The organism is Pseudomonas sp. WS 5051, from assembly GCF_012985715.1.
Classification (GTDB): domain Bacteria; phylum Pseudomonadota; class Gammaproteobacteria; order Pseudomonadales; family Pseudomonadaceae; genus Aquipseudomonas; species Aquipseudomonas bubulae.
The window spans coordinates 334,638-355,232 of the sequence record NZ_JAAQWV010000004.1 but is presented as its reverse complement, the minus strand read 5'-3'; the positions used below and the strand labels follow the sequence as shown (position 1 = coordinate 355,232).

Here is a 20,595-nt window from a genome sequence, read left to right as displayed (position 1 = left end):
GAGATTCAGGCTTAACCGAGCCCCCTGCTGACAGGATGCTCAGACACTCCATTGGGCTCATCCACTAACAGGAGTGTTGTCGATGTACCCGCGATTCAAGCTCAATCATCTTGTCCTCGCCTTGATGGCCTGCTCGCCCGGCGCTGCGCTGGCCGAAACCGAACTGCTGGCGGCGCCGGCGTCAGACAATGTCTTGCAACTCGATGATACCCATGTTGTGGCCACTGCCGCGCAAGAGCTCAAGCAAGCCCCCGGGGCATCGATCATCACGGCCGAAGACATCAAGAAACGCCCGCCCGTCAATGACCTGTCCGATATCATCCGCAAAATGCCAGGGGTCAACCTGAGCGGCAACAGCGCCAGCGGTACACGCGGCAATAACCGCCAGATCGACCTGCGCGGCATGGGCCCGGAGAACACCCTGATCCTGATCGACGGCAAGCCCGTGACCTCACGCAACGCCGTGCGTTACACCCGTTCCGGCGAGCGCGATACCCGTGGCGACAGCAACTGGGTGCCGGCTGACGAAGTCGAGAGCATCGAGGTGCTGCGAGGCCCGGCGGCCGCACGCTACGGCTCCGGCTCGATGGGCGGCGTGGTGAACATCATCACCAAGCGCCCGACACAGGAACTCAGCGGTTCGCTCTCGGCGTACACCAACCTGCCCGAGGACGATGCCGAAGGCATGACCAAACGCACCACGTTCAGCCTCTCCGGCGCGCTGACCGAAGCGCTGGCATTTCGTGTCTACGGCAACCTGAACAAGACTGACGCCGACGACTCCGATATCAACCTCGCGCACACCGACACCGCCTCCGGTTCTGCATTGGCTGCCGGCCGCGAAGGGGTCCGCAATAAAGACATCAACGCGTTGTTGAGCTGGGCGCTGGACGATCAGCAGACCCTCGATTTCGAGACCGGTTTTAGCCGGCAAGGCAATATTTACACCGGGGATGTCGGCACCGGGGGAACAGACTCGCAGACGCCCGGCAGCACGATCAACCAATGGCTGGGGCGTGAAACCAACACCATGTACCGGCAGAATTTTTCCGTTACCCATCGGGGTGACTGGGCGTTCGGGACATCACGGGTGTTGGCGCAATACGAGAAAACCCGCAACAACCGATTGCAAGAAGGCCAGACCGGTGCGGTCGATGGTGACATCAGCGCCAACGCAGACAAGAGTACCAGTACCTATGACAGCTACTTGCTCCAGGGCGAACTGAACATTCCCCTGCAAGTGCTGCTGCCACAAACCTTGACCCTCGGCGCGGAATGGAATCGCCAGGAGCTGGACGACCCGAGCACCTTCGACCGGGCCGTCGGCACCACATTGCCCAACTCGGCGTTGGGTGCACGCTCGTCCTATATGGACGCGACGATCATGGCCTTGTTCATGGAAGACAATATCGAGTTGAGCCCCAAATGGTTCCTGACGCCCGGGCTGCGCCTGGACCATCATGATCAATTCGGCGCCAACTGGAGCCCGAGCCTGAACAGTTCCTACATGTTGACCGACGACATCACGTTGAAGGGCGGTATTGCCCGCGCCTTCAAGGCGCCGAATTTGTACCAGTTGAACCCCAACTACCTGTATCGCAGTAACGGCAACGGGTGTGCACCCACACTGCTCAGCACGGGTTGCTATGTGTTGGGCAATAAAAACCTCGAGCCCGAGATCAGCATTAACAAAGAGCTGGGCATCAGCTTTGCCCGGGATGGATGGACCGCCGGGATCACCTACTTCCGTAATGATTACGACAACAAAATCGTGGCTTCGAACGATTTGGTCGACAAGACCCTGGCCAACGAGGCCATCCTGCAATGGGATAACGCCAAGGATGCCGTGGTCAAGGGATGGGAAGGAAACGTCGGCATTCCATTGCTCGGTGAGAATGGCAATACGCTGAGCTGGAACACCAACTTCACCTATATGCAGTCCAACAAGGACGGCGACGGCAACCCGTTGTCGGTGGTGCCCAAGTACACGGTAAACACCATGCTCGACTGGCAGGCTACGCAGGCACTTACCCTGAGCCTGACCGGGACCTATTACGGCAAGCAAGAGCCGCGGGTATTCAACCCGACACGTAATGTTGCCGTCATCGCCACAAACGAGCTGCAAACCCTTGACCCTTACCATATCTGGGGTGTTGGCGGGACCTACCAGGTAAACAAGAACCTGTCGCTCGGTGCCGGCATCAACAACCTGTTCGACAAGCGCGTGTACCGCGAGGGCTCGGGCACCACAGCCGGGGCCAGCACTTACAACGAGCCGGGGCGCGCGTTCTACGCATCGATCAGCACCTCGTTCTGATCCCCGCGCTCACAGGCGCACTTGATCACCCACCCAACGCTCAGCCGCTGACCAGGCTGGGCGTTGGCATACAGCTTGATAAAAATACTCCGGTATCGTGCCGGGAACTGATGAGCATGCCAGATGAAAACACCCCCCCATTACGGCCCGACAGTGTCGCGTATCCTTGCGGCGCTGTGCGGCGGCTACCTGTTCACTTACGCCTTCACTGCGGCACTTGCGCGCTTGCTGCCGATGAATAAAGTCGATGCGCTGGTGACGGCCAGCCTGGTGTCATTTGCGGTCTACAGCCTGGCGATTCTTTGGGCATTTGCCTGCCGCAGTGCCCGCCGCGCATGGGCCGGGCTAAGCCTGGCTGTGCCCTTGGCGGCGATCGGTTTCTGGCCGCAGTGGATGGAGATACCGGGATGAAAAGCAAAACCATCACCCAGTCCCTTGCCTGGCTGCACACGTGGGGCGGGCTGATTTTCGGCTGGATCCTGTTTGCAATCTTCCTCACCGGCACCCTCGCAGTGTTTGATAAGGAAATTGATAGCTGGATGCGGCCGGAAATCCCGGCCCACACGCTCACGTCAAGCGAAGCCGCACAACGCGCACTCGACTATCTGCACGCGCAACAACCGAACGCCAGCACCTGGAACATCGGCCTGCCCACCGAGCGATCATCAGGGCTGACCGTCTCCAGCGGTGAACAACGGCGTGGCGGTGGCGTGAACCTGGACCCGGAAAGCGGCGCCCCGCTTGACGTCCGCAAGACAGCGGGTGGCGGGTTCTTTTTTCGCTTCCATTTCACCCTCGACCTGCCGCGCAATATCGGCATCTGGGTGGTTGGCCTGGCCGCCATGGGCATGCTCGTCGCACTTGTCAGCGGCATCGTCATTCACAAAAAATTCTTCAAGGATTTTTTCACCTTCCGCCCGGCCAAGGGCCAACGTTCCTGGCTGGACGCGCATAACGCCACCGGTGTGCTGGTACTGCCTTTCCATCTGATGATTACCTACACCGGCCTGGTGATTTTTTACCTGACCTACATGCCCGCGGCGATGGACGCACTGTTCGATGGCGATCGTGTCGCGGCCAGTGGAGCGCTACGCGGGGCGCCTGCTGAACAGCGTGCAGAACACAATCACACACCCGGCAAGCAAGACGTCGCCACTGCGGGTGCACGCCGTGAGGGACAGAGGCCAGGGCGTGGCGAGCCTCTTCACCCCGTCTCCCAGCCTGCACCGCTGACCGCCATAGGACCTTTACTGGCCGAAGCCGAGCGAAGCATGGGGCCGGTTTCCGGACTGTCGATTAAACATCCCGGTCGCAGTGATGCTCGTATTGAAGCGCGCCCCTTGCTGGGTAATCGTATCGAGCTGACCAAGGGCGCCAGCATGGTGTTCGACGGCGTTACGGGCAAAGTCTTGCGGCAACCGCCGCAGAGCCGAGCGAGCCTGCTGACCCAGAAAGTCATGTCCGGCTTGCACTTCGCCCAGTTCGGCGGTTATCCCATGCGCTGGTTGTACTTTGTCTGCGGCCTGGCCAGTTGCGCCATGCTGGCCACCGGTGTGGTGCTGTTTACCGTCAAACGGCGCCGTCGTCACGATAGCGAAGGGGTGATCGGTGCGATGCTGTATCACGCTGCCGAACGCATCAACGTAGCGGTCGTGGCCGGACTGGTGCTGGCATCTATCGCACTGCTGTGGGCCAACCGGTTGCTGCCGTTGCAATGGGCCGGGCGTGATCAATGGGAAGTGCGGGTTTTCTTTCTGGTGTGGCTCGCCAGCCTGGGCCATGCCATCGTCAGGCCCAGACTCGCTGCCTGGCGCGAACAGTTGGGCCTCGCGGCCTTGATGTGTTTGAACTTGCCCCTGCTGAATCTGATTGTTGTCAATCGAGGGGACGGGCTCTACCTGGAACTCACCCTCGTAGTGATAGGTGCGCTGCTGGCCTGGGCAGCCTGGCAGACAGGACAACCGGCCAGACAAGCAGTACCGCGTAAATCCTCTAACACCCTGGAGCAGCATTGAAATGAACCTTGCCTTGATCGCGAGTATGTTGCTGGCCTGTAGCGGCATGTTGGGTTTGTGCCTTGGGCTGGAGCGGTATTACAAACAGCTCAGGCAACCCACGCCCGCCCCTGTCGTCCTGCGAACATTACGCTGCACCGGCTGGATTGCCCTGTTGGCCAGCTTGGCCTGTTGTATTCAAGCCTGGGATGGGCCCATGGCTGCCGTGGCCTGGCTCGGCAACCTCTCCCTCGCGGCACTCACGGTAGCGTTCCTGCTGCCTTACGCGTCGCGGCTGCGCAGAGTGCCTGAGCCAGAGAGGGCTGAGGTCAGGCAAACAACCTGAGAGACGCTTGGGTGGGGGTTGCCTTCAAGGCCGGGACGACTCAGATTACGCAACAGGATGTAACTTCTGACTTTCCAAGGTGGAATAGATGTTGAACAAAGCCCTGAGACGCAACGCACTCCTTGCCCTCCTCTCTGCCGTTTTGCCCTCTGCGGTCATGGCTGCCACCCCTGAAATGCCCAAGGGTATGACGGTCAAAGAGCTCATGCCCAGCAAGCCGTTCCCAACGACGTACCCCGGGTTTGAAGGCCAGAAAAGCAAGTTTCCGGCGCAACTTGAAGGCAGCGGCGAGTTCGAGGTGACGCGTGTGGCCAGCGTTTGCGCTGACCCGGACAACCCGATCAACTTCGCGATGGAGGCCGAGAGTTTTATCCGAATGGGTAACAAGCCGGTGGCCGATGTACTGGAAAAACGCAACATTGATTGGGAGATGTGTGACGCCTCGGTGGTAGGCCAGAAACTCAAGGTGGTTCGCTTGCAGCTGTTGGGCATGGGCTGCGGCTTTCCCTTTGTGGGCCAGCAAAAAATCCCTGTCGACCAGATCAGCCAGCATGCCTGCTTTTACGTGCCCGTGGTTGAGTTCAACGGCAAGGAGCAATTGATGGCCAGCGATGCGCTGAAAGGTTTCGAGGGGTTTGCGGTAGAGCGTTTGAGTGCTTACCTGAACCCGTAAATGCCTCTACGCCACAGGCTTGATGCCTCGCTACCCCTTACCTGCGCCGAGTGCCTGGCGTCCTGAAACGGGGACAGCCTCAACGCGCTGGCCTCTGCCTGCGCGTTGCCCCATCAGCATCAGCCCCCCGCCCAACAGCAGCAAACCGGCGGCGAAGAAGATGTAAATCCCGCACACACCGGTGGACCTTGAACAAACCGAGGAATAAGGCGCGAACATTTGGCCGAGGCTGCGTCACATCGGCCGACGGTGCTCTAGCCGGTGCTATCCCTTGGTCAGATCAACCAATGGCGTTTGCCGTACCTCAGTTTCCCGCCCACCCTGAATGTCGCTCACTCGCTTCAAAGCCTTATCAACAGCCACCTTATCCGCCAATAAGCTATAGCTAATGTGGAACTGCTTGTGTTCCTTCGGCCCAATTGTTGGTACCAAATTCAGTGGCCGCTGATAACGGCGGTTGTAGGAAAAACTTGTCCCCGGTTCCAAGCCGGTAACATAGCCCTGGCCTTGGGTATCGGTGTTTTTCCACAGGGAAAACACCGGCAGTGTCTGAGTATTGAAGCCGACTGAAACGCCCAGGCTGCCAGCCTTGTTATGCAACACGGTCAACGTATCGCCCTTGGCATCGCCATACGGCACCACGTTGTAAACCGTTTCGTCGTAGTCCTTGGTCGGTGCACGGTAGGTTTGCCAGTCGGGCAGATCGTTCTTGGCCTTGTCGTTGAACGGCGACACCTGTTTCACCGGTGCGGCGAAACGAGCGCCCTGCTCCAGGAACGGGGTGCTGAAGTTACTGTGATAAAGCGCCTGGTATTCCTTTGGATAGTCACCGTTGTTGGTTAGGGTGTCGTTGAGGGAGAACACTACGCTGCCGGGCTCGGTGACCAATTCGGTAGCGACGGAAAAATCGACCTTTTTGAACGCCTGCTCTTTCAGTTCGCCGCGCAGGGTGATGGCATACGGCGGTTTTTCATCGATATGCAGGGTGACTTTACTTGCAGGAATGTTAGCGGCCCGACCATGCAGGGTCAGCAGTTCGCCGTTGTCGACTCCTGGGTGGCCGACCCATTCGTATCCACAGCGGGTGACCAGCTCATTGAAACCTTCCAGCCAGCCCAGACCACCACGACCATTAAGCTCGATAAAGGACGGGTTGACCACTTCCTTGACCGGCGAATCCCAGCCCATGCGCACATTACCTACCGAGGCCTGCAAGACGTTCATTCCGCGAGTAGGCACTACCGAGAGTTTCATCGTACCGTTATCGATGTCCACAATGCTGACGCCCTCCTGCCGGCCACCGTGCAAGGTGCGCAAGGTGATGCTGAAGGGTTTATCGGTTTTTACGCCGAGTTGCTGGCTGGTGATCTGCCAGTTCTGGGCGCCATGGTCGGTGTCGAGCAGAACGTAATCCCAGGCCATGGCGTGGGAGGCAGCGGACAGTGTAGTGAGGGCAACAAAGAGTTTGAGCGGGGTCATGGCAGCAGCCTTTCTTGGAATTGTGCCTTTTTATAGACTTGATGAAACGTTTCATCAAGCTTTAAAACCGACCCAAAGCCGCAAAATACCCAGAAAAATCGGGGGAACATCGAATATTTTTTCGATGTCATCACCAGCACACTTGCTCCCAAATCAGATCGAATATGAGCGCCCGCAGGTGAGGCACTTATCGCAGTAACTCCTGCAAGATGAACTTCACCCACTGCGGATCGGAAGCGCCCCTGATGCGCAGCCTGGCTGTTCCTGGCTCAATACCGATCTCGGAAACCGATTCTATTGACGAAACATGGTTAGCGATAAAACAGCATAAACAATCACACACACTATTCCACCCAGCCAAGCTAAAGAACAGTACTCCCCTCCCCACCTGAAGTGCTACTGTCTTTATAAGTCGAGCACGGCGCACGACTTGTAAATCGAACTTCTCACAAGGACAAGCAAAGTGACAAAATATTACTTCCTATTCACTTATTCAATTTCTCCGACAGGAGATACTGACACTGCAGCCAAAGCAGCTGACAAAGTCAGAAAAGGGATTGCCAATATAGAAAATTCCGACTGGAACAAACTCTCCACTGTTGAAACCACGTTCTCCGGCCGGCTGACACTGACAGCTGAAACGGTCTGTGAAAAAAGAGAGGAAGCAAGAGGCCTTGTCTGTCGTGAAGTGAAAGCCGTAGTCGACGCTCATAAAGCGTGCTGCGAGATACGTGCCGACATCTCTTTACTCGTCGACGGCCTCGGCCCGCGCATGGATATCGTCATTTAATTGCACGCCAGTCCTCAACCGGGTGCAATTGAAAAGTAACTTGCAGCACTTCCCCTGCCCCTTCCCACCCAAGTCGGGCGAATTCAATATATATTACCAGCACTTACCGGGACATACGTTTTTCGAAGGAAGAAAACACTGTAACTCAAACATGACAACCTGAACACCACCTGACAGTTACACCTAAATATCCAAACTATAATTAATAAACATCGCTCCAACTTTCTTCACTCAAGATCGAGCCAGTAGTTTTGCATCTGAATACGATCTTCGGAGACGTAGTTACTTGTGTAAGTGATTTAAAAAACGGGTTTTGTCTGCAAGACTGAAGTAGCACGCAGCGGCTTGCTTACTCCTGATGCAGGCCCAACCCGTTTCAATCAGCGAACCAGGCCTGCGACGAAATCAAGAAGCGCGCGAGTCTTTGCGGGAACATGATGTCGCGACGGGTAGTATGCATAGAGCGGAAAACGCTGCTCCGACCAATCGGGAAACAGCTGAACAAGCTGCCTGGAAGAGGTATATTCTTCAATTCCCAACTCGAACAACTGCGCAATACCGAGCCCGGCCAAGCATGTGCTATAGACCGTACCCGGATCGTTGACGGTCAACATGCCCTGCGGCTTGACTGTGACCTTCTTGCGGCGCTGATGAAACTCCCAGGCAAACGGACGGCCGGTGACTGGCTCCCTGAACAGGATGCAGCGATGGTCCGAAGTCTCGAGTTCCATAGGGTCCTTGGGATGACCGAAACGCTCAAGATAAGCTGGCGATGCCATGGCCAAAACTCGCGTATCGAGGAGTTTTCTCGCCACTAACGACGACGGCTGAGGATGGCCGAAGCGGATCGCAATGTCGAAACCATCCGCGATCAAATCACCCAGGTCTTCCTTGCTGCGCAGCTCCATTTCGAGCTCAGGGTGGCTATCCATGAACGCGCCCAATCGGGGACCGAGGATCAGTCTCGCAAATAGCGGGTCCACGTTGACGCGCAGCCGGCCACGAACCTTTTGCGCATCACTGGCGGCGCTGCCTGTCGCCTCGGCAAGCGCATCGATCAGAGGCATCACCTCTTCGTAGAAACTGCGCCCTTCGTCGGTCAGCCTCACTGATCGCGTCGTGCGCTCGAACACTCTGATGCCCAATCTTGTCTCCAGGCGGGCTATTGCCCTGCTCACGCCAGATTGAGACATATCCAGTACCTCAGCAGCCCCGCCAAAGCTGCGCGCATCAACGACAGCCGCCATAACGTCGACGCCTTCCAGCAACCGGGAACTTAATGCCTTCATTGATGACTCCTGCGCATGAATATTATGCGTTCCATGCTATCGCATTATAAGGCCCGAAATCCCAACATTGCTCCAACGCTGAGCCGGCTACCCCATGCCGACCCTACACCCCATTGAGGCCACCCCCGACGTGGCATTCACCGGAGCAATGACAATGACGCGCATCCTCGTTACCGGATCCTCCGACGGCCTGGGCCAAATGGCGGCACGCCTGCTCGTGGCCAACGGTCATCAGGTCGTGTTGCATGCCCGAAACCACGCCCGGGCGGCCCATGCCATCGCTCAAGTTCCCGGCGCGCAGACGGCACTCGTCGGGGACCTTTCCAGCATCGCAGAAACCAAGGCGCTTGCTGCCAGCATCAATGAACTGGGCCCCTTCGATGCCATCATTCACAATGCCGCTGTCGGCTATCAGGAGCGCGAGCGCATCGCCACAGTGGATGGCCTGCCCCATGTCTTTGCCGTGAACTCTCTGGCGCCCTACATTCTGACCGCCATGGTCAAGCGACCCAAGCGCCTGGTTTACATGAGCTCCAGGCTTCACTTGAAGGGTAATCCCTCTCTCAGCGACCTGACCTGGGAATCGCGACGCTGGTCCGGGATGCAGGCCTACTCGGACTCCAAGCTTCACGCGGTCCTGCTTGCTTTTGCCGCCGCGCGTCACTGGCCAGATGTGCTGTCCAACTGCGTCGAACCAGGTTGGGTTGCCACGAAGATGGGCGGCCCTGAGGCTACGGATGACCTTGACCTCGCGCCCCGCACCCAGGCGTGGCTCGCTGCAGGCACTGCAGCGCGCGTAACCGGCGACTACTTCTATCACCAGCGGTCGGCAGAAGTTCACAGCGCTGCGTTTGACCCCGCGCTTCAAGAGCGATACCTGGCCGCTTGTGCGCAACTCTCAGGCATTGAGTTTCCCCCACGATAAGTTCGCATGGCCCATCAGTCGGCATGCCGGTCGCCACAGTACACCGGGTGCACGCACGGCTTGGCCTTGAAAAACCTCACCTTTGCGACCTTTATTTTGAATTTCACAGAGATACGCCCATGCAATCGAAAGTCATAAGGCATCAGGCCGTTACTACGCCGGCAAGTGCCCACGCACCCGCAACGCCACACCCTCATGGGGTAACTGTATCCAGGGCACAGGCGATAGCGGCTGTTCTTGCCCTGAGCCTCGGCTGCTTCTCCTTTGTCAGCACCGAGCTCATGCCCGTAGGCGTGCTGCCAGCGATGGCCGCTGGCCTGAATGTCTCGCTCGGCGCCGCAGGTTATCTGGTTACAATTTTTGCATTTATGGTCGCTCTGACCGCAGCGCCGCTGACTGGCCTGCTTGGATCGCTCAACCGCAAGACACTGATGGCCGGTCTGCTGGCGGTCTGCTGTATCGGCAATCTGATCACCTTCCTGGCGCCAAACTACTTCGTCGTTTTCCTTGGACGCATTCTGGTCGCAGGTGCAATCGGCGTGTTCTGGTCGACAGCGGTGGTCACCGCAGTGCACATGGTCTCTGCACGAAACGCAGTACGAGCTACATCGATTGTCTTTGGCGGTGTTTCGCTGGCGACGGTGCTGGGGATTCCGGCTGGCACAATGCTCGGTGAAATGTATGGATGGCGCTCCGTGTTTGCTGCGCTCTCGATACTCAGCCTGGTCGTCTTCACGCTGATCGCATGGTCAGTTCCGGCGGTCCGCATCTCGAAGGCTGCCAAGCGAGGGGCGATGTCAGCCGTGCTCAAAAGTGGCCCCTTGCTTGTGGTTTTCGGGATCACCGCCCTTGTCGTCACCGGCAACTTTCTGGCTTACACCTACGTGTCTCCGTACCTTGAGCAGATTGCCGGCCAGAGCCCTGCACAGGTCAGCATGCTTCTGTTGGTCTATGGCGCGGCAGGTGTAATTACCAACTTCGCCGTGGGCCCGTTCGCGTCCAGGGCACCAAGAACCAGCCTGGGTCTGGTAACAGCACTCCTTGCCGCAAGCTTGTCATGCATGAACGCGGCAGCGGTCAGTCATGCCGCCATTTTCGCTGTGCTTGCTGCGTGGGGCGCTGCATATGGCGCACTTCCGGTGCTGCTGCAGACCCTGGTGTTCAAGGAGGCCTCCAGGATTCCAGGCGGAGCCGACGCAGCCACGTCCATCAATGTATCTGTATTCAATGCAGCCATCGGCCTGGGCTCGCTGCTGGGCGGACTGCTGATCAATCTTGCCGGACCGCAACCCATTGCGTACCTGTCCGCCTGCTTCGCCATTGCAGGCTTGGCGGTGATCCTGGTGAGTCGCCAATCTTCATAGTCGCGCAACCTCTGACAACCACCGAGTCCTGTCAGCCCCTCCCCCTTACACGTTGAAATGGAACAAAGCATATGAGCAGAATCACAGTCCTGGGCCTCGGCGCCATGGGGTCGCGCATGGCCTCACAATTGCTTGCTGCAGGTCACACAGTCACTGTCTGGAATCGAACCCCCGATGCAGCAGAAGCGCTTGTCAAGCAAGGGGCCTTCCACGCGCGCACGCCAAGAGAAGCCAGCGCAGGTGCGGAGTTCGTCATTGCAATGTTGCGTGACAATGATGCGTCTCGCCATGTCTGGCTGGATCGCGAGATCGGCGCCCTCTCTGGTATGGCAGCGGGAGCAATCGCCATCGAGAGTTCGACACTCACTTCGGGCTGGATCCAGGAGCTCGGCACCCACATGCAGCATGCCCGGGTGGCGCTGCTGGAAGCGCCGGTATCGGGATCCCGTGCTCAGGCCGATGCGAGGCAGCTGGCCTATCTGGCAGGCGGAGAGGAAGAAGTCCTGGAGCGCTGCCTGCCTCTGCTACGCGTCATGGGCTCTTCAGTCCATCACGTCGGCGGCCTGGGTCATGGCGCTTTGGCGAAACTTGCCACCAACGCCATGCTGGGAATACAGGTGACGGGCCTGGCAGAGGTCATCGGGTTATTGGAGCGAAACGGAGCCGATGCATCGCGAGTGCTGGCAGCCATGGCAGGCACCTCCGTCTGGCCACCGGTTGCTGCCTATCTTTCAGGGAGCATGATGACGGAGAACTTCGCCCCGCAGTTCCCCGTGGCGTTGATTGAAAAGGACTTCGGCTACACGCTCGAGGAAGCAGGATCAGCAGAGAACGCCCCCACAATTGCCGCAGCACATAACGTTTTCCAGCGCGCAGCAGCGCGCGGAATGGGCGACCGGAACATGACAAGCGTAGTGCGATTGTTCACCGAAAAGCGTGATTGATCCCGCGAACCCACTGGGTCCTTGTGGCATGCAAACCGAGATGCCCCTCCCCCGCACTTTGCGTGCAATGAAGCATGACTGACAGTGGCTGCGGGTTTGTATCCCGCAACCAGCCTGGTGCCTGGCGCGCTCGGTTCCTGTGCATATTCTGATACTGCAACTGGAGACAACAATGAAGCTCTTTCGCTATGTTAAGCATGATGGCGTGTATCCGGGCATGGTCGATTCATCGGGACAGCTGCGGGACATATCAGCCCATGTGGATGACGTCTCGCGCGCGTGCTTGTCCGATACGGAACTTGCCCGGCTTTGTGAGCTTGACGAACACCGGCTTCCGCTTATTTCGACCCCGGTTCGCTACCTGCCACCGATAAGCGATATCGGCAAGTTCATCGCAATTGGTTTGAACTACCTGGACCACGCCGAAGAGGCCGGTCTTGCTATCCCGTCCGAACCGTTGGTGTTCTTCAAACCGGTCAGTTGCATCAGCGGGGCCGATGACCCCATCGTACAACCTCCCCACTCAAGGCAATTGGACTGGGAGGTTGAGCTGGGGGTCGTCATCGGAAAGCGCGCCCGTTACGTTCCGGTTGCCCAGGCACTTGAACATGTGGCGGGCTACTGCGTGGCCAATGATGTTTCCGATCGTGGATTCCAGTTTCAGAGCTCGCAATGGGACAAAGGCAAGAGCTCCGACTCCTTTGGGCCGCTGGGTCCCTGGCTCGTGACCCGTGATGAGGTCCCGGATCCGCAGAGCCTGCCAATGTGGCTGGAAGTCAACGGCCAACGGCGACAGGAAGGAAACACCCAGACCATGATCTTCAACGTTGCAGAGATCATTTCCTACTGCAGTCACTACATGACCCTCGATGTTGGGGATGTGATCATCACCGGCACCCCGCCTGGCGTGTCGATGGGAATGAAGCCACATCCGGAATGGCTGGAACCGGGGGATGAAGTGGTGCTGTCGATCTGCGGCCTTGGTGTGCAACGACACGTTGTGATGCGATACGAGGCAGAGCAGGCGTAAATCTTGCCTGCTCCGAACCTGAGGCTGCATAACGCAGCCTGACACGCAGCTAAGCCAAGTGCCAAACCCTGTCTACACTGATGCTCATACCACGTGAGCTCGCAGGGAGCGCAAAGCATGGGAGCAATCGCCAGCTGGACTTTTTTGTTGGTTGTGGTTGTAGTTGTGGGTGTGCTTAGCTTTTTTATGTTGCGAGCGGGTGTTCAAAACGACCGGCGTATCAGAGAAGAACTCTACCTAACCTTCGAAAGCACAATGCAACAACACGGGGTCCGGACTTACGAAATCCTGAAAGAGAGCATTTGGATTAGAAACGGCATGCGCCTATCAGAGCTGCACCGAATTGTATTGGCCGACACCGGGCACTACTTTCTTTATTTCCAGGCAACCGGTACGCCGCCCTATTTTGCCCCCTTAACAGAGAAGCGCGCGATGCAAGCTTCAGCAGGCAAGATCGGGATTCAGGCATGACCGCATAAAAGCCATGCCTTTGCCATTGGCGGGCAATGGATGCATCCACGACTTCTCGCCCAGCTGAAACAGAGCAAGCGACGACATATTGCCGACCTTCCCGCTTGAAATAGTGGCACGAGGCCTGAATCTCTAGGCGATAAATCCGCAGCCGTTACACCCGTCCACACGCGATTGTCGTCGATCATCAAAAGACGACAGATTGACTGAGTGTCACATGGGTATCCGTTACTGATCCGGCAGGCGGGGACGATCAGAAGGCTATCGAACGGTTGTAATTTGATGTCGCCACTATTTTCCCGCGCTTCAACACCATAAGACGAGCCGGCAAGTCGAGGATAACCCCGGCGACCGACTGGGTATCCACCAGCACCAGGTCTGCATTTTTGCCGGCTTCCAGCCCATAGTTATCCAGCCCCAGGGCTTTTGCAGGATTAGTTGTGAGCATTCCCAATACTGTGGCCTGATCATCGGCCCCACCCAGGTGGCATGCAGGCATTGCCAATTGCGCAATATTCAGCAGATCGCCTGTCCCATACGGGGTAAAAGCGTTGCGTATATTGTTCGTGGCCAAACAGACATTTACACCACCGTCTCGCAACGCACGAACGGGCGTGAGTGAGCGGCGGACGTTATGGCTGTCGCCTCGAGCACCGAGATGCAAGTCGGTGGCTGGCAGGCACATTACGCTGATTCCAGCATCACGGATCAGGCTGATAATACCCACTCGCTGTTCCGCTGCTACGGCTCCAAGGCTCGTAAGATGACCTACGCAGACGCGGCCTTCATACCCTTCCTTGATGGTCTTGCGCGCGAGGTATTCAATGGTCATGTTCTCTGCCGTATCGGCAAAATCCTGATGGAAATCGATATCTTTTCCAAACTGTTTAGCCAGGCTGAAAACATAATCAATATGTTCGAAGGGTGAACGATCGTTATAGGGAATACCGCCGACGACATCGGCACCTTTTTCCATCGCCGCAACCATCATGTGCTTCATTCCCGGTAGTTTGAAAATGCCTTCCTGTGGGAAGGCAACTACCTGAATGTCGATCATGTCGCGAAACTTCTTGCGTAGCTCCAGGACAACATCAAACCCTGTGAAACCTTGTGAGGGGTCAAATTCGGCATGTGCGCGTACATGGGTAGTACCGGCCTGCACAAGTGAGCGTAATACCTGCGTTGAACGCTCGAGAATATCCTCCCGGGTCAACATCGGTTTAAGCTCAGCTGTAACGGCAATCGCCTCCTTGAGGGTTCCGGTGCGATTGACCTTACGGTGCATGACATAGGCTTTTTCCAGATGCAGATGCCCCTCGACAAAAGCCGGCATCAATACATTTCCATTTCCCTGGACTTCCTGCCGTGCCCGCACTGTAATTCCCGGGGAAATAATGGCAACTTTCCCATTGTGTACGGCGACGTCGGTTAAAGGCTTTCCATCGGCAATGCGTACATTGCGAAATATCAGATCCATAAACCTCACTCCTCAATTCAGACAACTTCCGTTTCTCGAGCATCGACCTCTGGAGGTCATGCTGCGCCTGCTTCATGACTGCCAGCACATTGCCCATGAGCACGCGCGACAGAGCTGCAAAGGAACGCAACAGTGTCCAGAATCAGCAGGAAAAAATTAAAAGACGTATTAAATATTTGCGATATGGATGGGAAGCACACACTAACCGTTAGAACAACCATTCCCCATTACGCGGTATTCGAGAATATGCCTATGCCCCTTGGAGTCTTCATACATCATACGCGCAGGCACCACTTCACAGACATTTGGCACTTCACCCATCGAAATGACTTTTGCGATATCAAGGTCTTGTGAATAACTGTACTGCTCTACCTGAATGTCGTTATCTGCTAGAGGCTGCCCAGCCAAAGCCACAGTGCACAAGCTACTGAGCCCTGCCAACAATAAAATTTTCATGTTCAAACACCTGGGGGTATCGCGTGACGCAAATACCCTTCAATACTTACAGGGTCAATGTAGCGCTTCATGACTCGGCATCGTATTACGACGCCGAGACACTCAACTATCAGAAAGGCTTGGTGGGCAGGTATTTACCATCCAGGGTAATGACTGCGCGCGACCCCCCCTCTGGATCTTCGACTTTTTTAATATCCAGTTTGAAGTTGATAGCACTGATAATGCCGTCACCGAACTTCTCATGGACCAACGCCTTAAGCGTGGTGCCGTAGACCTGCAGCATCTCGTAAAAGCGGTAGATAGTGGGGTCGGTCGGTATACCGTTGTCGATGCTGCCGCGCATCGGGATGGTTTGCAGCAGCGCCACGCCATCAACATCGAGGCCGAGCTTTTCACCCACTACTGTGGCCGCTGCTTTGGGCAAGGGATGTTGACCGAGCAGTGCGGCAGTGACGAACGCCTCGCTGAGCCCTGTGCCATCGGTGATCTGGGCAAATGACAGGTCATTCCGGGCTTTAGCCAGCAAAATGACTTCGGTCAGGGCCAGACGCGAACCTGGATTGATTTGGGACTGGATCATGGTGTTATCTCCTGGGGTAATAAACGAGTTCAAGCAGATTGCTTCTGTTGATAGGGAGCGGCACGTGCGCCGGGGTTGTCCACAAGGGGCGCAAACTTGCCGGTGTTACTATCGAAAGCATCCATACGGCCGCTCTCGATGTCATAGACCCAGCCATGCAGTGCTACGCGTCCCTCTTCGAGGGCCAGGCGTACCGATGGATGCGTCCGGATATTTGCCAACTGGGCGATCACGTTTTCTCGAACCATCGCCTCAACACTGCTGTGTGGGTCCTTATGTTTACGCGCTTCATTCACCACTCGAGCAGAGTCGGCGTACCGTAACCAGCCTGCCACTGCGGGCATGTGATCCAGGCACTTGCAGGTGGCAATGGCAGTCATTGCGCCGCAATCAGAGTGCCCGCAGATAACGATGTCGGAGACTTGCAAGGCAGCAACGGCATACTCGACCGAGGCCGACACACCGCCAGGCTCAGGGCCGTAGGGCGGCACGATGTTGCCGGCGTTGCGAATGACAAACAGGTCGCCGGGCTCTCGCTGCGTAACCAGCTCCGGAACCAATCGGCTGTCAGAGCAGGAGATAAACAGAGCCCGTGGGCTTTGCTGATTAGCCAGATTCTTGAACAGGCCGGCGCGTTCCGGAAAAGCGTTAAGTTGAAACTTTAGAAAACCATCGATGATGTCTTTCATGGTGACTCCTCTTGGTCGCGATGCGTTGGAGCAGAGATTACGGAGTCCGTGACATAAGGTAAAAGTCTCATTTATGATGGAGTACATCAGATAATCTTATGGCTCTGAGCATGCTGGCACGTCACATCAAATACTTTCTCGCTGTGGCGCAACACCACAGCTTCACGAAAGCAGCTGCTGCGCTGCATGTTTCGCAGCCCGCGCTGTCACAGCAAGTCAGGCAACTTGAGGAAAGTCTTTCTGCCCAGTTATTTGACCGATCGGGACGTACGACGCGGCTGACTGACGCCGGCGAAGTGTATTTACGCTATGCACGCCGGGCTTCGCAGGAACTGGAGGAAGGAAAACGTGCAATCCATGACGTGGGCGATTTGAGTCGCGGGGCACTCAGGGTTGCATTGACACCGACGTTCACCACATATCTGGTCGGACCACTGGTCGAAGCTTTCCACAGCCGATATCCGAATATCACCTTGAACCTGCGTGAGATCGCTCAAGAACAGATGGAGGAGCTTCTGCTGGCCGATGAGCTGGACGTGGGTATCGCTTTCGAGGACGGGCACTCTCAGGACATAGAGACCCAGCCGCTTCTGATAGAAGCCCTCGCGCTGGTGGTTGGGGAAAGACACCCGTTGGCTGGACAGAGTGCTATTGACCTGGACGCTCTGAGTGCCGAATCACTGATCCTGCTCAGCGAAGAGTTTGCCACTCGCGAGCAGATCGACCGCTACTGTCGCCAGCACAACATTACCCCGCGGGTGAAAATGGAGGCCAATGTTATCGGTGCAGTCATCGAAGTGGTGCGCAGGACCACACTGTCGACCCTGTTACCGGCAACCGTCGCGCTTGCACATCAGGGGCTGTTTGCCATTGAACTAAGCCCTCAGCGACTGCACCGTACCGCCGTATTGATGCAGCGCAAAGGGGCCTACCAGACTTCAGCTGCACGTGCCTTTATCGAACTGGCCACAGACATTGCGGCCCAACTCGAGAAGAGATAAGGGCATCTGATAGGTGCCCGGAGTTGATACGCCCGCGCAGCACGTTCACGACTTTAAGTCGGGTCAGCTCCGAGGCGTGGTCAAAAAATCTTCAATGGATTGCAGCAGATGACCGAGACGGTCTTGCTGATCATCATTTCCTCAAGACAAAAAAAACCGCGAAATGCGGGTTCAGGGATTACGAGCAAAAGGCTAGGGCCAGAGCCGATTGCTTTCGTGCTGCTTGCTCTCTCAACCGCGCAAGTCAGCCAGGCGGTTGAGCTGCACATTGTCTTCTACACTCTTTTTCGCCAGCTTTTGGACAAGCCTATGAAGGCCAAATATAAAAGGGAGTAAGGATGATGGTTCGAAAAATTTTGGCCGTTGCGGCATTGGTACTGTTAGCCGGTTGCGCCACCAACAGGGCAGAAGTGGATGTTTTACGGCCGGGTGATACTCAGACACCGGCCCCCAGCAATGGCAAAAAGGTTTATATCAGCGCCGTTGATGATCGAGTTTTTCAAATCAAACCTTCCAGCTCTGACATACCTTCACTGAAGTACGACGAGATCGACGATAAGTCGATTACCGAGCGGGCCATCGCGCGTAAGCGCAATAACTTCAATATGGCGATCGGCGACGTGCTGCTGCCTGAAGGGCGCACAGTTTCAGAGCTGGTGGGTAATGCCGTAGCCACTGCCTACCGGCAGGCCGGATACGAGGTGGTAAGCAGCCCCGGTGCCCGTGATGTCAGTGAAGTAAAAGTGAACATCATCGAATTCTGGTCATGGTATTCGGCTGAGGGGGTACTCGATAAGGTGCTACGCAACAAGTCGTTGTTGCAGATAAAAGCCCCTGGTACACCTGTACAGACCGTAAAAACACTGGTCAGTGAGAACGTGAAAGTGGCCACAGATACTGACTGGAAAACCATCACCGAATCCGGACTCGAAGCCATCACCCAGGAAACCCTGAAGCAGCTCTAAGGGGCTCCTGCAGAACACAGTGCAGTGGCCGTCTACTTCAAGTACCAGCCCCCTGGTTGGTCATCGATTGATTCGGTCACTCAATATTTGTGGTTAGCCGTGTTGCCACGAGTGGCGATACATGACCAAGAACCACCAGACAGACCACGCCGATGTGATCTGGTCGGATATGGTTCCGGCCCTGAATATCAGTGAAATCAATAGGGTCGGGACGGAGTGATTCGAACACTCGAACCCTAGCACCCCATTCAAGCTGGACTCACTCAGCGCCAGTTAATACGGGACTCCAGCAACAGGCGTTCGCTGCATAGGTATTCGTGCGCCTGGGCCGCACGAATACCCTTACCCGAGCACTTCAGCAACACACATTTATACCTGGGAGGCACTTGCAAGGCTGGGCTGCAAGGCATTACCCATCACTGGACCAGAGGGATGAGCAGCCTCTTCGTGTACGAACTCTGGTTCAGGCTCCCCTCTTTCACCATTCAACGCCTTGTGCATTTTAACGGTATCCAGCGCCCCGACCCACTTGGCAATAGCCATGGTTCCGACACCATTGCCGATAGTGTTGGTGATCGCACGTGCTTCTGACATAAAGCGGTCAACTCCCAGCAGCAGCACCATTCCCGCAACCGGGATGGTCCCCAAAGAAGACAAGGTGGCGGCCAGGATAATAAACCCTGAGCCGGTGACACCTGCCGACCCCTTGGAGGTGAACATCAAAACTGCCAGAACGATCAGTTGGTCAGTGAGGGTAAGCGGCGTGTTGGTTGCCTGGGCGATAAAAATCGCAGCGATGGTGTAATAAATCGCCTGACCGTCCGGATTGAAGGTCAACCCGGACGGAATGATCATCCCGGCGACAGGCTTGGAAACTCCGGCCTTTTCCATTTTTGAAATCATTTGCGGCAACACCGACTCCGAAGAACTGGTGCCCAGTACGGTGAACAACTCCTCCTTGATAAATTTAAGGAATTTCCACAGGCTGAAACCGCTGTACCGGCATATGGGCCCCAGGACAAAGATCACGAACACCGCGCAGGTCAAGTACACGCAGGCCATCAACTTGCCGAGGGAGAACAGCGAGCCGAAACCGTATTTGCCGATTGTGAATGCAATGGCCCCAAACGCACCGACAGGCGCCAGGCGCATAACCATATTGACGATGCGGAACATGCCCTGCATCAAGCTATCCAGTGCATCGACAAAGATTTTCCCGCGCGGGCCGACTTGGGCCAGGGCGACACCCAGAAGGACGGAAAACAGCAAGATCTGCAGCACATTACCCTTGGCAAAGGCATCCACAATGGTATCGGGGATGATATTCATGGCGAAGTCCATGAATGAGTCATGCTTCACCGCCGAGGTATACGTGGTGAGACTCGACGTATCGAGGCTTGCGACATCAATATTCATGCCCGCACCGGGCTTGAATACATCGACCACCACCAGGCCGACCACGAGCGCCAGGGTCGACACAACCTCGAAATAAATCAAGGCACGAAAGCCTACCCGCCCAAGCTCCTTCATGTTTTCCATGCGTGCGATACCCGTGACGACAGTCAGGAAGATCACCGGCGCGAGGAGCATTTTGATCAGTTTGATAAACGCATCGCCCAAGGGTTTGAGTGCAGCCCCGGTTTCAGGAACCAGGACACCGACGATAGCGCCAAGAACGACCGCAATAAGTACTTGTATATAAAGTTTGCCGAATATTCTTTTCATGACAGGGCCCTGATTTTTATTGTTGTCAGGAAATGCCAAGGAGTCAGACCCAATAATCTGCCCCTTGACGTAGTGCCGCA

General features: G+C 56.4%; 21 protein-coding genes. 14 read left to right on the top strand and 7 right to left on the bottom strand.

Features of this window, described 5'->3' with window-relative positions:
* Window positions 1–82: 82 nt before the first annotated feature.
* The 5 genes from HBN79_RS08855 to HBN79_RS08835 all read left to right on the top strand — a co-directional run bounded on the left by HBN79_RS08855 (window position 83) and on the right by HBN79_RS08835 (window position 5,330).
* Window positions 83–2,317: a TonB-dependent siderophore receptor gene (locus HBN79_RS08855; RefSeq protein ID WP_169916568.1), complete on the top strand. Its 2,235-nt coding sequence runs from the start codon at window positions 83–85 to the stop codon at window positions 2,315–2,317.
* 123 nt (window positions 2,318–2,440) lie between these two features.
* A complete protein-coding gene (locus tag HBN79_RS08850; protein ID WP_095002875.1) occupies window positions 2,441–2,728 on the top strand; it encodes a DUF3649 domain-containing protein in 288 nt (95 codons plus the stop codon).
* On the top strand, window positions 2,725–4,332 hold the full coding sequence (locus HBN79_RS08845) for a PepSY-associated TM helix domain-containing protein (RefSeq protein ID WP_169916567.1): 1,608 nt from the start codon (window positions 2,725–2,727) through the stop codon (window positions 4,330–4,332). The genes HBN79_RS08850 and HBN79_RS08845 overlap by 4 nt, the downstream gene beginning before the upstream one ends.
* A gap of 1 nt (window position 4,333) precedes the next feature.
* A complete protein-coding gene (locus HBN79_RS08840; protein ID WP_169916566.1) occupies window positions 4,334–4,657 on the top strand; it encodes a DUF3325 domain-containing protein in 324 nt (107 codons plus the stop codon).
* Between the two features lie 88 nt (window positions 4,658–4,745).
* Window positions 4,746–5,330, top strand: a complete 585-nt coding sequence (locus HBN79_RS08835) for a hypothetical protein (RefSeq protein ID WP_169916565.1) — start codon at window positions 4,746–4,748, stop codon at window positions 5,328–5,330.
* Between the two features lie 264 nt (window positions 5,331–5,594).
* On the opposite strand, the gene HBN79_RS08830 is transcribed toward HBN79_RS08835, so the two are convergent.
* Complete coding sequence (locus HBN79_RS08830) at window positions 5,595–6,809, bottom strand: aldose 1-epimerase family protein (RefSeq protein WP_169916564.1); 1,215 nt, start codon at window positions 6,807–6,809, stop codon at window positions 5,595–5,597.
* Between the two features lie 463 nt (window positions 6,810–7,272).
* Between HBN79_RS08830 and HBN79_RS08825 the strand changes: the two genes are divergently transcribed.
* On the top strand, window positions 7,273–7,599 hold the full coding sequence (locus tag HBN79_RS08825; RefSeq protein WP_133145014.1) for a hypothetical protein: 327 nt from the start codon (window positions 7,273–7,275) through the stop codon (window positions 7,597–7,599).
* 380 nt (window positions 7,600–7,979) lie between these two features.
* Here the strand turns inward: HBN79_RS08825 and HBN79_RS08820 are convergent, their stop codons facing one another.
* Window positions 7,980–8,888, bottom strand: a complete 909-nt coding sequence (locus tag HBN79_RS08820) for a LysR family transcriptional regulator (RefSeq protein WP_169916563.1) — start codon at window positions 8,886–8,888, stop codon at window positions 7,980–7,982.
* A 154-nt stretch (window positions 8,889–9,042) separates the two neighbouring features.
* Here HBN79_RS08820 and HBN79_RS08815 point away from each other — a divergent pair, with 154 nt between their 5' ends.
* The 5 genes from HBN79_RS08815 (at window position 9,043) to HBN79_RS08795 (ending at window position 13,622) form a co-directional block, all read left to right on the top strand.
* A complete protein-coding gene (locus tag HBN79_RS08815) occupies window positions 9,043–9,813 on the top strand; it encodes an SDR family NAD(P)-dependent oxidoreductase (RefSeq protein ID WP_133145013.1) in 771 nt (256 codons plus the stop codon).
* 23 nt (window positions 9,814–9,836) lie between these two features.
* The gene (locus tag HBN79_RS08810; protein WP_345789303.1) at window positions 9,837–11,177 is read left to right on the top strand and encodes an MFS transporter; all 1,341 of its coding nucleotides are present in this window, start codon (window positions 9,837–9,839) and stop codon (window positions 11,175–11,177) included.
* A gap of 71 nt (window positions 11,178–11,248) precedes the next feature.
* Window positions 11,249–12,121, top strand: a complete 873-nt coding sequence (locus HBN79_RS08805) for an NAD(P)-dependent oxidoreductase (RefSeq protein WP_095018612.1) — start codon at window positions 11,249–11,251, stop codon at window positions 12,119–12,121.
* Window positions 12,122–12,293: 172 nt separating this feature from the next.
* The gene (locus HBN79_RS08800; protein WP_169916562.1) at window positions 12,294–13,151 is read left to right on the top strand and encodes a fumarylacetoacetate hydrolase family protein; all 858 of its coding nucleotides are present in this window, start codon (window positions 12,294–12,296) and stop codon (window positions 13,149–13,151) included.
* Between the two features lie 117 nt (window positions 13,152–13,268).
* Window positions 13,269–13,622, top strand: coding sequence for a hypothetical protein (locus HBN79_RS08795; protein WP_095002886.1), 354 nt, complete (start codon window positions 13,269–13,271; stop codon window positions 13,620–13,622).
* A gap of 253 nt (window positions 13,623–13,875) precedes the next feature.
* Here the strand turns inward: HBN79_RS08795 and HBN79_RS08790 are convergent, their stop codons facing one another.
* From HBN79_RS08790 to HBN79_RS08775, 4 genes are all read right to left on the bottom strand, one after another.
* On the bottom strand, window positions 13,876–15,099 hold the full coding sequence (locus HBN79_RS08790; RefSeq protein ID WP_138738281.1) for an amidohydrolase family protein: 1,224 nt from the start codon (window positions 15,097–15,099) through the stop codon (window positions 13,876–13,878).
* A gap of 201 nt (window positions 15,100–15,300) precedes the next feature.
* On the bottom strand, window positions 15,301–15,555 hold the full coding sequence (locus HBN79_RS08785) for a DUF2790 domain-containing protein (RefSeq protein WP_095002888.1): 255 nt from the start codon (window positions 15,553–15,555) through the stop codon (window positions 15,301–15,303).
* Window positions 15,556–15,664: 109 nt separating this feature from the next.
* A complete protein-coding gene (gene cynS, locus HBN79_RS08780) occupies window positions 15,665–16,135 on the bottom strand; it encodes a cyanase (RefSeq protein ID WP_138738280.1) in 471 nt (156 codons plus the stop codon).
* A 29-nt stretch (window positions 16,136–16,164) separates the two neighbouring features.
* Window positions 16,165–16,824 (bottom strand): carbonic anhydrase, encoded by a 660-nt coding sequence (locus HBN79_RS08775; protein ID WP_095020743.1) that lies wholly within the window; start codon window positions 16,822–16,824, stop codon window positions 16,165–16,167.
* A gap of 110 nt (window positions 16,825–16,934) precedes the next feature.
* Here HBN79_RS08775 and cynR point away from each other — a divergent pair, with 110 nt between their 5' ends.
* The 3 genes from cynR to HBN79_RS08760 all read left to right on the top strand — a co-directional run bounded on the left by cynR (window position 16,935) and on the right by HBN79_RS08760 (window position 18,790).
* On the top strand, window positions 16,935–17,825 hold the full coding sequence (gene cynR / locus HBN79_RS08770; RefSeq protein WP_095020744.1) for a transcriptional regulator CynR: 891 nt from the start codon (window positions 16,935–16,937) through the stop codon (window positions 17,823–17,825).
* Between the two features lie 108 nt (window positions 17,826–17,933).
* Entirely contained in the window at window positions 17,934–18,161 is a 228-nt protein-coding gene (locus HBN79_RS08765; protein ID WP_095018608.1) for a hypothetical protein, read from the top strand.
* Window positions 18,162–18,166: 5 nt separating this feature from the next.
* Window positions 18,167–18,790, top strand: coding sequence for a flagellar biosynthesis protein (locus HBN79_RS08760; RefSeq protein WP_095002953.1), 624 nt, complete (start codon window positions 18,167–18,169; stop codon window positions 18,788–18,790).
* A gap of 369 nt (window positions 18,791–19,159) precedes the next feature.
* On the opposite strand, the gene HBN79_RS08755 is transcribed toward HBN79_RS08760, so the two are convergent.
* Window positions 19,160–20,515 (bottom strand): dicarboxylate/amino acid:cation symporter, encoded by a 1,356-nt coding sequence (locus HBN79_RS08755; RefSeq protein WP_095002892.1) that lies wholly within the window; start codon window positions 20,513–20,515, stop codon window positions 19,160–19,162.
* Window positions 20,516–20,595 lie beyond the last annotated feature (80 nt).